This window comes from Pedobacter sp. P26 (assembly GCF_050632135.1).
Lineage (GTDB): Bacteria > Bacteroidota > Bacteroidia > Sphingobacteriales > Sphingobacteriaceae > Pedobacter.
On sequence record NZ_CP192574.1, the window covers coordinates 6,102,468 to 6,117,206 of the forward strand.

Sequence of the window (14,739 nt, forward strand, 5' to 3'; positions counted from 1 at the left end):
AAGGATAATAATATTTTTATTTTGTTTACTGCCAATCTTTTCGATGGCGCAGGACTATATTTACTCACAGTTTTACAATGCGCCAATTTACCTAAACCCTGCACTTACCGGCCAGTTTGAAGGCGATATGAGGTTTAACGCACTTTACCGTAATCAATGGACTGGTCTGGCCAGCGACTATTCGTACATGACAGCTTCAGGGGATCTCAATCTCAGTAGAATAAACAGCGGCATTGGGATTATTTTTAACCGTAGTAGCGAGGGTACCGCTTACCTGGTGAAGAACAATGTTGCGTTAAGCTATTCCTATATCATCGGTGGAGACGATTTTGCCTTATCATTTGGTTTGCAGGGAGGCATTACCAACCAAAAACTAAACTGGGATAAACTGGTATTTGGCGATCAGATCGATATCAGTACAGGCTATATTCCGGGCAGTATTTCAGGCGCTGAAAGACCAAATGTAGATAGTCGATATTACTTCGATTCCAATGCTGGTGCCAACCTGGTGGTGGGAAAGTTCATGGCGGGATTAGCAGCCCATCACCTTAACCGTCCGGATGAATCCTTATCGGGTTTTCAGGCCAAGTTACCGATGCGTATTTCAGGCAATTTAAGTTATAAGCTAACCCTGGTGCCCGATGAGTACGATCGCGATGGAAACTACCTGATTCCTTCAATTGTAGCTTACAAACAGGGCAACGTAAAATCTTTCAGTGTAGGCATGCAATATAAATATGCAAGCATAAATGCAGGTATTTGGTATCGCAACGATGGCAATTCGAATGGAAATGATGCAATTGTATTTTCTTTAATCTTCGATATTTTTAACCGAAGAACCAATGGTGAAAAGTTCAGGGTAGGGATTAGTCACGATGCTACAACCTCTAAAATTAACTACAGTAACACGGGCGGAACATCTGAAATCGGTGTAGGCTATGAAAAATATTTTCAAAATAGTTCAAATGGTGGCAGGGCAAATGGCCTGAGATGTTATGATTTTTATTAATTTGCCTTTGATAATTCAAGGCGATGAACGAAATCATAGACCAAAACCATTTCATTACACAAAGTGAAATCAATAAATTTTTATTGGCTACCCTGCTTTGCGGTATAATCGGTGCCGAACGCGAATACAGAAGTAAATCTGCCGGATTAAAAACCATGATGATGATTGGTTTAGGCGCTACCTTATTTACCATCCTGTCCATCAATATCGGGTCCACCAGTCAGGATCGCATTGCCTCGAACATTGTTACAGGTATTGGTTTTCTTGGCGCTGGTGTAATTTTTAAAGAAGAAAACCGCGTTAAAGGCCTAACTACGGCATGTATCATCTGGATTGTGGCAGCCATTGGTATGGCAGTAGGTTCTGGTTATTACGAACAGGCCATTGGCGTTACCATAGTCGTGATGCTGGCTTTGATTATCTTTCCTTTTTTAGAAGAAATTGGCGACCGCCGTTTTACCAAGCGGATTTATCGCATTGTGAAAAAACAACATACTCATGGCGATTTAGAAAGTTACGAAGAAGTTTTTAGGGAAAGCAAGTTGAAACCGCAACGTGGCAAACATCAGTTGGTAGACAACATCATTACAGGAAACTGGACAGCTACCGGTACGCCACAAAACCACCAGAAGTTTGTAGAACGGATGCTAAAAGATGATGATATTATTGAGTTTGATTTCTAACCGAATCAAACAGATCTACCTTTTGGGTTTGTAAGGCCAGTTTTTTCTCGTCAACCACCATTGTGTCCGACCAGCGATCGTGCCAGGGGATACTTGGAGTGCCCAAAGCACTTAACGCATTAAAAGGGATTGCCCTTACAATATTCCGGACAAAGGCTTTTTGAAAAGACATATCAGTACCATCAACATTTACTGCCCTTGTGCCGGTAATTAATTTACCTATCGATCTTCCATTAGACATTGCCTCTGTCATAAACATCCCTATTCCATAAAATAATAGCAAAACTAAACGCAACGACAGGTCATCTACCCCCACTAAAAGGTTTGGCTTTAAAATACCAATCACTATCCCAAGTCCGAATGAAACGATGTAAAATACGATTGTATCGATAATATAATTAGCGAATCTTTTGCCCGAGCTGGCACGACAGTAGCTTAAATCAATTTCTTGATAATTGTTATTAAAGTCCATTTTGGAGCGTTTGGATTAGATTTTTCTAAGGTAATGCATTTTCATCTCCACCCAAAATTAATTTATACAAAATCATAAAACAATCATAGATTTGTACAACTTATATTCATAATGATCAAGGAACAAATTTCGATTTTCGATATTTTTAAAATAGGCATCGGCCCATCCAGTTCACATACATTAGGTCCCTGGCGGGCAGCACAACAGTTTACCGCTTCTCTTGCTCAAAACGGCTTAATTGGCGATGTTGAGGGTATAAAAATATTGCTGTATGGCTCTCTCGCCAAAACAGGTAAAGGCCACGGAACGGATGTTGCTATTTTACTCGGTTTAACAGGAGCTGATCCCGTAACTTTTGATGTAGATGCGGTCACACCTACTTTCGAAAGGATCCAACGCGATAAAAAACTGAACCTTGCTGGTAATTTAATTATCGATTTTGATTATAATGAAGATTTACTCTTTCTTTTTGCCGAAAGTTTATCATTTCATCCAAATGCTGTTACTTTTCAGGCATTTTTAAAAGATGGAAAAGCTTTTTCAGAAACCTATTATTCTATCGGTGGCGGTTTTGTGGTAAAAGAGGGCGAAGACAATAGCAACAAAGCTCAGGTAGACCTTCCCTTTCCTGTAGAAAAAGCCAAAGATCTTTTACACTGGTGTTTATCTACCGGTTTAAAAGTGAGCGAAATCGTGATGGAGAATGAATTGGCATGGCGTACTGAAGCAGAGACAAAAAAAGGCATTTTACAGCATTTTGCCGTAATGCGCGATTGTATTTACCGTGGTTGTCATACCACAGGCTTTTTACCCGGCGGGTTAAATGTAGCGAGAAGGGCTTTTCCTTTGAATAAGCGTTTGATCAACAAAAGCGAATACGCCAATTATGACGACTGGGTTGAAGCAATCAGAAAAGGCGGAAACGGTTTTAATTATATTTTAGACTGGGTAAGCTGTTTTGCGTTAGCCGTTAACGAAGAAAATGCATCATTTGGTCGCGTGGTAACCGCCCCCACCAATGGTGCCGCAGGTGTAATTCCAGCTGTATTGCAATATTTTATTACCTTTTGCGATGGCTATAGCGAAGAAAAAATCATCCAGTTTATTGCCTGTGCTTCAGAAATAGGCAGCATTTTCAAAAAAGGAGCAACAATATCAGCCGCTATGGGTGGCTGTCAGGCCGAAATTGGCGTTTCATCGGCCATGGCGGCAGCAGCGCTAACAGAGTGTTTAGGCGGTTCGCAAAGGCAAGTTTTAATGGCAGCAGAAATTGCCATGGAACATCACCTGGGCTTAACCTGCGATCCGATTGGCGGCCTGGTACAGATCCCTTGTATCGAAAGAAACACCATGGGTGCCATTAAGGCCATTACAGCTAGTCAGCTGGCGTTACAAAGCAATCCTGACAAGGCAAAAGTAAGTTTAGATGCCGTGGTAAATACCATGTGGGAAACTGCCCTCGATATGAATGCCAAATACAAAGAAACATCTGATGGAGGATTGGCAACCAATATTCCAATCAGTTTGCCGGAATGTTAATTCAACATTGTTGCAATAAAATGACCGATGTTATCGTTTTATTACAAACTTTCTGTTGACAAATCAACAAGTATTTTTACATTCGCTCAATATTAATTATTCATAAAAAAATGATCAACTACACAAAAATCAGTGTGATTGGTTTGGCCTTGTCGTTATCTATATCAGCGACTTATGCTCAGGACAATCTCGTTAATTCTTTAAAAAACAACCAAAGCGAAAACAGTGCTACTTCATTTAAATTTACAGAAGTGATTAATCTGGCCAATACCCCGGTTCAGAATCAAGGATCTTCAGGAACTTGCTGGAGCTATTCTACCAACTCATTTTTAGAATCAGAAATGATTAAAGCGGGTAAAAAGCCCGTAACCTTATCTCAGCTTTTTTCGGCCCGTAACGCTTATGTAGAAAAGGGTAAAAATTACGTGCGTATGCATGGTGCGGTTTCATTAGGCGATGGCGGTGCTTTGCACGATGTAATCAACATGTACAGAAAATACGGTGCAGTTCCGCAAGAGGTATATACCGGATTAAATTATGGCACCAAAATCAATAAAACAGCAGAACTTGGTGATATTGAAAAAGGTGTTTTAGAAGCTGTTGTAAATAATGCGAATGGTGAGTTAACTCCAAACTGGTTAAAGGCCTACACAGCCGTAATTGATGCTTATTTAGGTGCTGTACCAGAAAGCTTCACCTATAATGGCAAAAAATACACGCCAAAAACTTTCGCTCAGGAAGTGGTGGGTTTAAATGCCGATAACTATGTAGAACTTTCATCATTCAACGATCATCCTTTCTATAGCAAATTTACTTTATTAGTGCCTGATAACTGGTCTTTCGATCAGGTTTATAACGTTAAAGTGAACGAGTTAACAGACATTATCGATAACGCCTTAAAAGGTGGTTATACAGTAGCATGGGCTACAGATGTTAGCGAAAAAAACTTCAGCTGGAAAAACGGTGTTGCTTTTGTTCCACAAACACCTTTCGCTGATATGACAGCGAAACAAAAAGCAGATATGTTTAACGGCCCGCAGCCAGAGATGGAAATTACGCAGGAAAACCGTCAGCTTGCTTTCGACAACTATCAAACCACTGATGATCATGGTATGCATATTGTTGGTTTAGCCAAAGATCAGACAGGTAAAGAATATTATATCGTTAAAAACTCCTGGGGAGCAAGCAACGATTACAAAGGATATTTATACGTAACTAAAAACTACGTAAAATATAAAACAACAGCAATTTTATTAAACAAAGCAGGTATTCCATCTGAAATTGCCAAGAAATTAGCGTTGTAATTAATTATAAATTAATCAAGAAGCCGCAGAAGAAATTTTGTGGCTTTTTTGTTGGATTTAACCGCAAAGGGTGCGAAGGTTTTCGCAAAGAGAGCCAAGCGTAGGGCTTTTGGCGAGTAAGGTAAGTTGTATTAGTACGTTCGTCATCTCGACTGTAGCGCAGTCCCGAAATTTCGGGAGAGAGGTCTATAAGTTAAAATACTCTGCGTTACCGTAGCTAGTCTTTGACTCTGTTCAGACTGAAAAAGCCACTCTGCGTTCTCTGCGCCTTCTCTTTGCATACTCTGCGGTTAAAACGAGATAATTTTAAACCACCCCCGAATAATTCAGCACCAACCACCATAAACCTGTGGTGATAAACGAAAGTAATATCCCGATCCCCACCACCAAATTAGAAAGCTTTGGATTTAAATCATATTGATCGGCGATCACGCCAGCAGTTACCAGTGTCGGCATAGCCATTTCGAAAATGGTTATTTTGGCAATCATTCCGTTCATATCTAAAACGAGTGCCATAACCAAAACAACCAATGGTGCTAAAATCAGTTTATACAATAAAGTAAAACTGATATGTTTCAATTCGCGAAACCAACCTCCAAATTTTAGCTGCAAACCTATTGAAAACAATGCCAATGGACCAACTGTAGCTGCTAGTTTTTCGAATAGTGGATCTAGTGAAGAAAGATCAATAAAAATGTGGAAGGATTAGCGCTGAAATACAACCAATAAATGGCGGAAAAGTCAATACTTTTTTCAAAACTAATTTAGCGGTTAACTTTTGATGTTGCAACGAACGGATGGCTATAATAACACCAATGGTAGACAAGATCATAAAGGTTACCTGATCGCAGATAATGGCTATTGCCAATTCCTTATCACTAAAATAAGCCACAATTAACGGGAAACCGACAAATGAAGTGTTACTTAAAGAACTGGTTAGTTTCAACCCGCCAGAGGTGGCTTTGCTAGTATTCTGAATGCGGCTATACAGTGTAATAAACAACCAACCAAATAACCAGATACAAATTGGTGCCAGTGCTGGAAACAACAGGCCTTTAGTCCAGGTAATATGTGGCAGATATTTAAACGAGACTGCTGGCAGTGCAATATAGATAATCCAGGCATTAATGCCTTTGTGTGCATCTTTGGGAAGCGATTTACTTTTTCGGAAAAAATCCCCGCCAAAATACATAAACCTATAATGATGAAGTTTGCCATTGCCTAGCGCAAAGATAATTTATAAAAGAAAAACGCCAATAAGAATACTTATGGCGTTTCAAATGAGTTAAGCTGAAGGTTTTGGTTTTTTCTTTTTCTGCCAAACCTTTTTTCTGTTTTTATGCTGTGGCTTCTTTTCCTCTACATGCGTAATTTCCATTGCAGCTATGCTTTCTGGCAGTGGCATACGGGGAACTTCTTTTTCGATTAATTTTTCGATGTTATCGAACTTCCGCTTATCTCTTCCGTTAACCAATGTAATGGCTGTTCCTTTGGTTGCAGCTCTTGCTGTACGGCCAATACGGTGTACATAATCGGCCGGATCGCCGGGAACATCATAATTGATTACCAGATCTATACCCTCCACATCAATACCCCTCGATAATACATCGGTTCCAATCAAAATCGGTAGTCTACGGTTTTTGAAAGCCAGTAAAATATCTTCACGTTCTTTCTGCCCTAAGTCGGAGTGAAAAGCTTCGGCCTTAATTCCTAATCCTTTAAAGGTTTTGTATAAAGCTTTTACTTTTTCCTTGGTCGAAACAAAAATGATACTGCTTTTGTACTGTCCGCTTTTAAAAATATCAGTTAATAGCGCCTGTTTTTGTTGATCATGGATATTATAAGCCTGCTGATCAATCCCTTCGGCAGGTTTAGCAATTGAAATGGTAATCTGCTTCGGTTCGTGCAAGATCTTACCCGCCATGGTTCTTATTTTCGGCGCCATCGTAGCTGAAAACAAAAGCGTTTGCCTTTTCTTTGGCAGATAGCTAATAATGCGGATTATGTCATCGTAAAAACCCATATCCAACATTCTATCTGCTTCATCCAAAATCAAATGCTGCAAATGTTCCAGTTTTAACACACCTGAAGATAAATGTGCCATTAATCTGCCAGGAGTGGCAATAATAATATCCACGCCATCGCGCATAGAACGTTTTTGCTGCTCGTAAGCAATACCATCTCCCCCGCCGTAAACGGCTAAAGAACTGATATTGGTAAAATAAGCCAGGGCTTCTACCTGTAAATCAATCTGTTGTGCAAGCTCGCGTGTTGGCGCAAGGATTAAAGTATTGTTATGTCTATCGGCAGCTTTGCTAATTTTATCCATTACAGGCAAAAGGTAGCTGGCTGTTTTTCCTGTACCAGTTTGAGCGCAGGCAATCAGATCATGATTATCTAAAATTACCGGGATGGCTTGTTCTTGTATTGGAGTAGCGCTTTTATACCCCATGGCCATTAAGCCTTCGTATAAATCGGGGTTGAAATTAAAGTCGTTAAAATTCAATCTATTGTGTTTATGTCTTTTAGCAAAAGTACCTTAAAATACCGCTAATAACAAACCCGCATTTAATTTCTGCTTCTTTAATTATCTCAAAAGCAATATCAGGTAGTCCTTTTCTCTTGCAATAAAATAAAATAGCCCCAACTGCTTTAAACAATCGGGGCCTGGAAATTATAATAGACGAAACTTAGTCTACCAGAATATCTTTCTCTGGTATATTCGTTTCAGGGTTTTTCGGCAGCGTAACCTTCAAAATTCCATCAGCATAACTGGCCGATATATTTTCTACTAAAACTTTTCCGTTTAAACTAAAAGCTCTTTCGAAAGTGCCGTTGCTATATTCTCTACGGCTATACTTTTTAGCCGAATCAGCTTCTTCTTTAGGGTGGTAAGAAATGGTTAATACGTCATCTTTGGTAACCACCTTTAAGTTTTCTTTAACCAAAGCTGGTGCAAAAAGCTCAATAATAAAGCTGGTTTCTGTTTCTTCTATATTAGCGGGTACTTTTCTAAAGCCCTGGTTAAACATGCTGTGTTTATGGTGGCCGAAAGGACCACCAAAGTGTCTTCCAAATCTTCCCTCTCCTGCGCCAAAGTGGCCATGCATCTTGCCCGAATGGCATCTATGTTCGTTGTACATTTTATTAATTTTAATTGTTATTTATTCTATTAATTTAGCAGCCTAAGCCAACATTAATTTTAAACAGCCTGTTCCGTTTTAGGAATACCCAATAGCTGTGTAATGATATTTGCGTAGGGATACGAAGGCGAGAAAACGGCATAATCAAATTTCAAACCCCTTAGCTGGACTAAAATATCATCGATAAATTTCATTGGCTCAAGCAATGCGCTGATTAATCCCGATTTAGGTTTTTCTTCTTCATCAATCACCTCTCTCCCTTTAAAAATGTTCAGCTCCTGATTGTAAGCTTTAAAGTCAGCGCCGATTTGTTCTATAGGGGCCTTAAATTCATCCGAGCTAAAGAAAGTTACCTTCTCTCCCCGGGTAATCAGTTCGTTTTGCCATACCTAAAATCGGACTAACATCAGTCTGAGACGGATCGCTTAAAAAAAGTACCTGTGACATAATGTTATCTATTTACTTTGTTTATACTATCAACAGGACTAATCACGGTATCATCCATTTTTCTGCTATGGTGACTATGGCTTCTATGATGTTCTTGCTGGCAATCATCATGATAATGCCTGTTTTTGAAATCTAAGCGATCATGGTATCCGTTCTGAACGGCCAGTACATTTAAGCTGTAAAAGTTCCTGCGGCAACAGCCAATGCCAATAATATTCTAAATGTTCTCATGGCCGGTTAATAATTTACGTTGATGTTGTTAACTGTTCCATTGCCCTGTAGTGTTGGCCTGTACCATTGGTTATCGATCGGTACAATCGGACTGTAATTGTTTTCGAAACCATTATATCGGCTGTGGAAATAATGACGTCTTCTGCTGGCAAATGCCCTGAACATTAAACCGATCAGCACGAAGGCCAATATAAATTTGAATACAAATGGTATGAAGAAAGCGACTGCACCAAGTACAATCCCGAATCCTATGGTTTTTAATATCTTTTTCATCTTTTTATATATGTTTTTATTTGTGATGAAGCTATCATGATTTCTCCCGTTATTTTGGGTTTTGAAAATCATGATGGTTTCATCTGTTATAATTTTAAAGCATTGTAATCAATTCACTTTAAACAAGTTGAACTAGCAATGCGGTTATTTTGTTATTTATATAGGAAGACGGAGCAACTTTATTTTTACTTTAAATTATTTTTATTTTTTTATTTTATTAAGAGCTACCCCTAGTTATGTCATCCTGAGCGGAGTCGAAGGATCTTTTAGTAGTTACCATTTCGGTCGGTGAGACACCGACCGATAGAATAAAAATATCGACCGTCCTTTCGACTGAAGCGCAGCGAAATGGAGAAATCTGTCTTGATAGATCTCTCCGCTCCGCGTTGCTGCGGTCGAGATGACGATTCGCGGAGAGGCTTTCACGATGTTCAAAATAATGGAGAAATAGATAAAACAAAAAAGCCCCGAATTTATTTCGAGGCTTCCAAACTATTCCTTATTGCGGCGGTGGCCCCATCCGCCACATCTCCGTTTATATTCTTCCTTAAATTTTGCCCGCTCCTCTTCGTTCATAGAATCCCATTTAGCCCGCATCTTGTGGGCACGCTCACGGAAACCACCACCACCATGCCCTCCTTTATTAAAATTTCCGAACAATATTCTACAAAGCACAAGCAAACCGAGGGCCTGCCAATAATTAAGTCTCCCTGCCTGGGCAACTTCTGGCAGAATCCAGTTCCATAAAGACATAACTACGTAGCCTAGCACCGCTGCAATAAGCACCGCTACAGGGAAAAAGAACATGAATTTCTTACCGCGATTAAAATTTCTATTCATCATGTCTGTAAGTTTAATAGTTAATAAATTCCTGATATAAATTTTGTAAACGGTTACGAAGGTGTTTTACCGCATAACCTTTTCTTGATATTAATGTCTTGATATTCTCTCCGCTTTCATCCGCCAGTTCCTGAAAAGTACGCTCTTCCAGCTCGTTCTGAACAAACACATAACGTTGGTTTTCGGGCAGCTCTTCCAATGCCAAAAACAGTTGATCCCAGAATAGTTTCTTTAAACTTTCCTCTTCTGGCGAGTAGGCTTCTGCAAGTAAAATTTCTTTAAAATTGATTTCGCCGTCTTCGCCTTCGAAAGTGAAATCTTCTAACGATTCCTCCTTTTGTTTGCGGTATTTATCGGTAATCTTATTTCTTGCTACCCGATATAGCCAGCCACTAATTTGCTCGATGGCGCCAGCTTCCGGTTGATTGCTGAGTTGAAACCAAACATCCTGTAAAATATCTTCTGCATCCTCATCCGTATTCACCCTGCCGCGGATGAAACTGAATAAGCGCTTACCATAATTGGCAACCGTTGAAATGATATTTTGAGGTTCGTTTGTTGGCACTAAATTTTGCTTAATAATCCAGTAAACGGATGAAACTCAATATTACTTTAAATTTTCTTTACTTTTTTCGGAAAATTCAAAGTTTTTGATCAAATTCAACTGACTTTTAGCGACTTACAATGGCCTTTTCTTAAGCAATCCTTCGTACAACTTTTGATAAGTAGGTGCAGCAATACCAAGTTTTTCGGCTTCACGTACAATGTAGCCTGTTAACGACTCAACTTCTGTTTGCGGTTTCTGATTGAGATAATCGCGATGCATGGATGAGGTAACTTCGTAGGGCATCGATTTCATTGTATTTAATGTTTTGCCCGAAATGTCATCACTAATTGTTACACCTTTAACTAGCGCAAGGTTTTTCACTTCTTCAATTAACTTCAGCGTAGTTTCAAGATTTTCTTCCAGTACCTTTCCGATAGTGCTATAGAAATAGGATGTGGAAGTAGCTGTAGGGGAAATAAATATAAATTTTTCCCAGATGGCGGTAGAGATTTTATCCGAAACCATTACATCGATTCCTGCATTAAACATCAAATCTTTCAAATGTAAAACCGCTTCGTTAAGAGGCCCATCCATACCAAAAGATAACTTTTGAATGTTGCCGGAATTTTCAATTATACCTGGTGATTTAATTTTGGAAACAATAAAAGCACAGCCTTTTAAAACAGTTGCATGTGGCAGGATTTCTAAAATTTCATCACTTGCACTAACACCGTTTAAAAGTGGCAATAATACTGTCGTATCACTAATTAAAGGTTTTAACTTTTCGATGGTTTGTTTTAAATCGTAGCTTTTGGTGCAGATGATCACATAATCGGCCACGCCAATTTTACTATAATCATTGGTAGCCAGGTATGGCTTAGCTACAAAGTTTTCGAACCCTTTTATTACCGTTAATCCTTTATTTTGGATCTCATTTAAATGTTCGCCACGGGCAATAAAAACAATTTCTACATCATTTCCGTTAGCGTATTGTTTAGACAGTAAGCCTCCGAAGTACCCACCAACTCCACCAATTCCGACAATAACAATTCTTGTTTTATTTAGCATGTTAACCTAATATGATAAACAGATTATTTCAATGCGCCAGTTGGATTATTCCCCTTATCCACCACCGTTTTAACGTTCCCGTCTAAATCAGAAACATAAATTTTGCTGTGCGTGTAAGGTTTTTCAGCCCCGCTGTAAAAAATCCGGTCATCAGCCGTAACAAAAACATAAGGAACATGCACACCTTTTGGTGAAATCCGCTGTATTTTTTTACTAACCAGATCTAAAATATAAACTGCTTCGCTTGGCCCTGTTAATCCGTTTAAAACATCGTTATTCCCTGCATTAAAAATTAACTTCGTTCCGTCTTTTGTGTAAAAGAAACGGTTGCTGCTTGCAATGGAAAATTCTTTCCCAATCAAATCGGATATCAGCTTGGTATTGATTAACTTTCCCGTGCGATCAAAGGTGTAAAGCTTGATCAGGTCCTGTCCGATGATTTCCTTTTCATTTTTCCAGGTTGGTGCATAAACATTTATTCCAGATGCACTATCCAGCATTACATATCCCGAATTATCAGTTTTAATAACACCTATCTTCCATAGGTTTTTACTGTTGAAAATATTGAAAGCGATCGAGCCTCCATCAGCAGACCACATGGCCTGATAATAATTATTGCTATTTACCTGCAATTTACCCTGACTTTTATTTTCCATATCGGCAATCCATACTGATCGGTTCCCAACAGAATCGCTCAGCGTATATGCCAATTTATTTCCATCAGGAGAAATCGCCGGATCGGTTGCGCCACCAAACGAAATCTGTTTCATGGTATCAATACTCGTGGCTACAATTTTATTCCCATCCTGATAGGCTATCGCGAAATTTTTACTGCTTAAAGAAACCGTATCTAAAACGGCTTTAGCATTTTCTTCTTCAGATTTATTGTTGCCGCAGGAAGTGAGTAATGCAACGCAGGGAATTAAAATAGAAACTAATGTGGTGCTGATTTTCGTCATATACAATTTTACAAATAGTTTTTGTGTATGCCGTTGCTGAGTGGACCAAGAAGCTATATTTTACTTAAAATATACTTTATATTGGCTCGTGTCCACACGAACCACAGCATATTTAAATCTTTTTCCTATCCGCATAACCGAAAACTTTTTGCAATAAGGTTGTACTCCTTGAGCTTAAATTGCCCCTAATTTTGAGTTCTTCCTTTGCAACTTCAACAAATAACCCATCTATCGCTTTTTGGGTAACATATTCCGTTAAGTTGGTATTTACGGGCCTTACCAAAGGCAAGCGATTGTATTGCGAAGTTAAATCGCTGTAATACTTAGTGGCATTAACCTTATTTAAACTTGTGGTTACAATCGGGCTGAATTTCTGAATCAGTTGTGCAGTAGTAACCCTTTTAAAATATTCGGTAGCTGCGTCTTTGCTACCCAACAGGATATTAGTGGCATCAGTTAAAGTCATCTGTTTAATAGCCGATATAAAAATAGGCTTTGCTTCGGTGGCAGCATCTTCAGCGGCACGGTTTAAACTTACAATCACATTATCGCAAAGTTTGTTCAAACCTATGCCACGTAATGTTTTTTCAACCTTTTGTGCTTCAGGAGGCATTAGAATTTTAACCGCCAGATTACCTAAAAAGCCATCTTTAACCGAAAGCCTGTCAACACCTGCAGAAACACCAATTTGTAGCGCTTCCTTAATCCCCTGTCCGATTTCAAAAGTAGATGGCGTTCCGGTAGCAGCTGTTGCGGCACCTTGTTTTTCGGTTACTTTTTTAAATATATCGCTCAGTTTAATCTGTGCGCTAACATTTAGGCTTGCAAATACCATCATGGTTAGTGATGCCGATAAAATATTAATCTTTCTCATTGTGTGTGTTTAATCATGCTTAGCAAAACAACGGCCATATTTTTATACTCAAAGATAAGTTTTTGTACATGGCAACAATATATCAAGAGCCTAAAGATGATTAGCAACGTAAATATTTCGGGCGTTCTCTTCCTAAAAATTAGTTTATGTCCCATCACTCAGAAATATTTTTTATACTTGAAGGATAATTCGAAATAGCTACCATTTTTTGAGGTTTATAAAAAATACAGCTGGAAATTCCCAGCAAGATGATGCCAAACTGATTGCCGGGTATAAAAATACAGGTGATTTGGACGCGTTGGGTACGCTTTACAATAAATACATGCATTTGGTATTTGGGGTTTGCTTAAACTACTTCAAAGATGAAGAGCAAAGCAAGGATGCGGTGATGCAGATTTTTGAAGAACTGGTAACGAAGCTGAAAATACATGAGGTACAGAACTTTAAGAGCTGGCTTCATGTTTTAACGCGGAACCATTGTTTAATGGCATTACGGAAATCGGCGAAGCAAAATAATGTCTCCATAGACGATACTTTTGTGGAAAATACCGAGTTTGTGCATCTTGATATAGACAACACAAAAGAAACGCAGCTTACCATTATGGAAAAGTGTATGGAAACTTTGCCTGAAGAACAGCGAAAAAGCGTAGATTTATTTTATTTACAAGAAAAATGCTATAAAGAAGTGGCCGATATTACGGGCTACGACATGCTTAAAGTTAAGAGTTACATCCAAAATGGTAAGCGGAATTTAAAGATTTGTATAGAGAAAAACAGTAGTGAATAACGATTGGTTAGATATTGATGTACTGGAAGATTACCTGGATGGTAAGCTTGATGCTAAGGCTATGCATTTTGTAGAAAGGCAGGCTTTAGAAGATCCTTTCGTTGCTGAAGCATTAGAAGGACTGAAACAATCGCCCAAACGCAAACAAACACTTTCTATTTTACAAAAACAACTGTACGATCGTGTATCAGAAAAACCAATAAAACGCAAACTTTGGGGCATTACCACCCAAAGGTTAAGTATTGCGGCAACCGCAACTGTGGCTTTTATTGCGGTAAGCATTTTATTCTTTATGCGCGAAACCAACCGCAGGAATGCAGAACTTACTGCACATAAAAAAGAAGGTGTGTTAGTTCAGTTAGATAGTACAGCAACTGTTGCTTCGATCCAACCTGAAGTTAAAGAAGAGACCGTTACTCAGCACCATACAAAGGCAACTTTGCTTGATAAAGCAATTACAGCCGCAAAAACAGGTGATTTGGCAAAAAACACTAAAAAAATCCTGTTGTAATACATGCGGAACAACAGGTTGCTGAAGCAAAAGCGGCAAAAATTGCAACCGA

Annotated in this window: 18 protein-coding genes; 6 read left to right on the forward strand and 12 right to left on the reverse strand. The window is 38.9% G+C overall.

Going from position 1 to position 14,739, the window contains the following annotated elements:
• Positions 1 to 43 precede the first annotated feature (43 nt).
• The gene (locus ACQ86H_RS28400) at positions 44 to 1,009 is read left to right on the forward strand and encodes a PorP/SprF family type IX secretion system membrane protein (protein WP_431293244.1); all 966 of its coding nucleotides are present in this window, start codon (positions 44 to 46) and stop codon (positions 1,007 to 1,009) included.
• A gap of 23 nt (positions 1,010 to 1,032) precedes the next feature.
• Complete coding sequence (locus tag ACQ86H_RS28405) at positions 1,033 to 1,692, forward strand: MgtC/SapB family protein (protein ID WP_138819375.1); 660 nt, start codon at positions 1,033 to 1,035, stop codon at positions 1,690 to 1,692.
• Here the strand turns inward: ACQ86H_RS28405 and ACQ86H_RS28410 are convergent.
• Positions 1,673 to 2,164 carry an RDD family protein gene (locus ACQ86H_RS28410; RefSeq protein ID WP_431293245.1) on the reverse strand — a complete coding sequence of 164 codons (492 nt, stop codon included), beginning with the start codon at positions 2,162 to 2,164 and terminating at the stop codon, positions 1,673 to 1,675. The two genes, ACQ86H_RS28405 and ACQ86H_RS28410, sit on opposite strands and share 20 nt — an antisense overlap.
• Positions 2,165 to 2,275: 111 nt before the next feature.
• Between ACQ86H_RS28410 and ACQ86H_RS28415 the strand changes: the two genes are divergently transcribed.
• Both ACQ86H_RS28415 and ACQ86H_RS28420 read left to right on the forward strand, forming a co-directional pair.
• Positions 2,276 to 3,703 (forward strand): L-serine ammonia-lyase, encoded by a 1,428-nt coding sequence (locus ACQ86H_RS28415; protein ID WP_138819371.1) that lies wholly within the window; start codon positions 2,276 to 2,278, stop codon positions 3,701 to 3,703.
• A gap of 110 nt (positions 3,704 to 3,813) precedes the next feature.
• Positions 3,814 to 5,007: an aminopeptidase C gene (locus tag ACQ86H_RS28420; protein ID WP_431293246.1), complete on the forward strand. Its 1,194-nt coding sequence runs from the start codon at positions 3,814 to 3,816 to the stop codon at positions 5,005 to 5,007.
• 306 nt (positions 5,008 to 5,313) lie between these two features.
• Here ACQ86H_RS28420 and ACQ86H_RS28425 read toward each other — a convergent pair whose 3' ends face one another.
• The 11 genes from ACQ86H_RS28425 to ACQ86H_RS28475 form a co-directional block, all read right to left on the reverse strand.
• Positions 5,314 to 5,640 (reverse strand): AEC family transporter, encoded by a 327-nt coding sequence (locus tag ACQ86H_RS28425; protein WP_431293247.1) that lies wholly within the window; start codon positions 5,638 to 5,640, stop codon positions 5,314 to 5,316.
• A 52-nt stretch (positions 5,641 to 5,692) separates the two neighbouring features.
• Positions 5,693 to 6,199, reverse strand: a complete 507-nt coding sequence (locus ACQ86H_RS28430) for an AEC family transporter (protein WP_431293248.1) — start codon at positions 6,197 to 6,199, stop codon at positions 5,693 to 5,695.
• 93 nt (positions 6,200 to 6,292) lie between these two features.
• Entirely contained in the window at positions 6,293 to 7,513 is a 1,221-nt protein-coding gene (locus ACQ86H_RS28435) for a DEAD/DEAH box helicase (protein WP_210419412.1), read from the reverse strand.
• Positions 7,514 to 7,697: 184 nt separating this feature from the next.
• The gene (locus tag ACQ86H_RS28440; RefSeq protein WP_138819368.1) at positions 7,698 to 8,150 is read right to left on the reverse strand and encodes an Hsp20/alpha crystallin family protein; all 453 of its coding nucleotides are present in this window, start codon (positions 8,148 to 8,150) and stop codon (positions 7,698 to 7,700) included.
• 59 nt (positions 8,151 to 8,209) lie between these two features.
• Positions 8,210 to 8,401: a hypothetical protein gene (locus ACQ86H_RS28445; RefSeq protein WP_431293249.1), complete on the reverse strand. Its 192-nt coding sequence runs from the start codon at positions 8,399 to 8,401 to the stop codon at positions 8,210 to 8,212.
• Positions 8,402 to 8,834: 433 nt separating this feature from the next.
• Positions 8,835 to 9,101, reverse strand: a complete 267-nt coding sequence (locus ACQ86H_RS28450) for a hypothetical protein (RefSeq protein WP_138819365.1) — start codon at positions 9,099 to 9,101, stop codon at positions 8,835 to 8,837.
• A 492-nt stretch (positions 9,102 to 9,593) separates the two neighbouring features.
• On the reverse strand, positions 9,594 to 9,944 hold the full coding sequence (locus ACQ86H_RS28455; protein WP_431293250.1) for a hypothetical protein: 351 nt from the start codon (positions 9,942 to 9,944) through the stop codon (positions 9,594 to 9,596).
• Positions 9,945 to 9,954: 10 nt separating this feature from the next.
• A complete protein-coding gene (locus ACQ86H_RS28460; RefSeq protein ID WP_057933206.1) occupies positions 9,955 to 10,506 on the reverse strand; it encodes an RNA polymerase sigma factor in 552 nt (183 codons plus the stop codon).
• Between the two features lie 114 nt (positions 10,507 to 10,620).
• Positions 10,621 to 11,556, reverse strand: a complete 936-nt coding sequence (locus ACQ86H_RS28465; protein WP_431293251.1) for a ketopantoate reductase family protein — start codon at positions 11,554 to 11,556, stop codon at positions 10,621 to 10,623.
• A 23-nt stretch (positions 11,557 to 11,579) separates the two neighbouring features.
• Positions 11,580 to 12,515: a PD40 domain-containing protein gene (locus ACQ86H_RS28470; RefSeq protein WP_138819362.1), complete on the reverse strand. Its 936-nt coding sequence runs from the start codon at positions 12,513 to 12,515 to the stop codon at positions 11,580 to 11,582.
• Positions 12,516 to 12,627: 112 nt separating this feature from the next.
• Positions 12,628 to 13,389: a DUF4197 domain-containing protein gene (locus ACQ86H_RS28475; RefSeq protein ID WP_138819361.1), complete on the reverse strand. Its 762-nt coding sequence runs from the start codon at positions 13,387 to 13,389 to the stop codon at positions 12,628 to 12,630.
• A gap of 208 nt (positions 13,390 to 13,597) precedes the next feature.
• Between ACQ86H_RS28475 and ACQ86H_RS28480 the strand changes: the two genes are divergently transcribed.
• Positions 13,598 to 14,176 (forward strand): RNA polymerase sigma factor, encoded by a 579-nt coding sequence (locus ACQ86H_RS28480; RefSeq protein ID WP_138819360.1) that lies wholly within the window; start codon positions 13,598 to 13,600, stop codon positions 14,174 to 14,176.
• Entirely contained in the window at positions 14,169 to 14,687 is a 519-nt protein-coding gene (locus tag ACQ86H_RS28485) for a hypothetical protein (RefSeq protein ID WP_431293252.1), read from the forward strand. Before ACQ86H_RS28480 ends, ACQ86H_RS28485 begins: the two co-directional genes overlap by 8 nt.
• Positions 14,688 to 14,739: the final 52 nt, after the last annotated feature.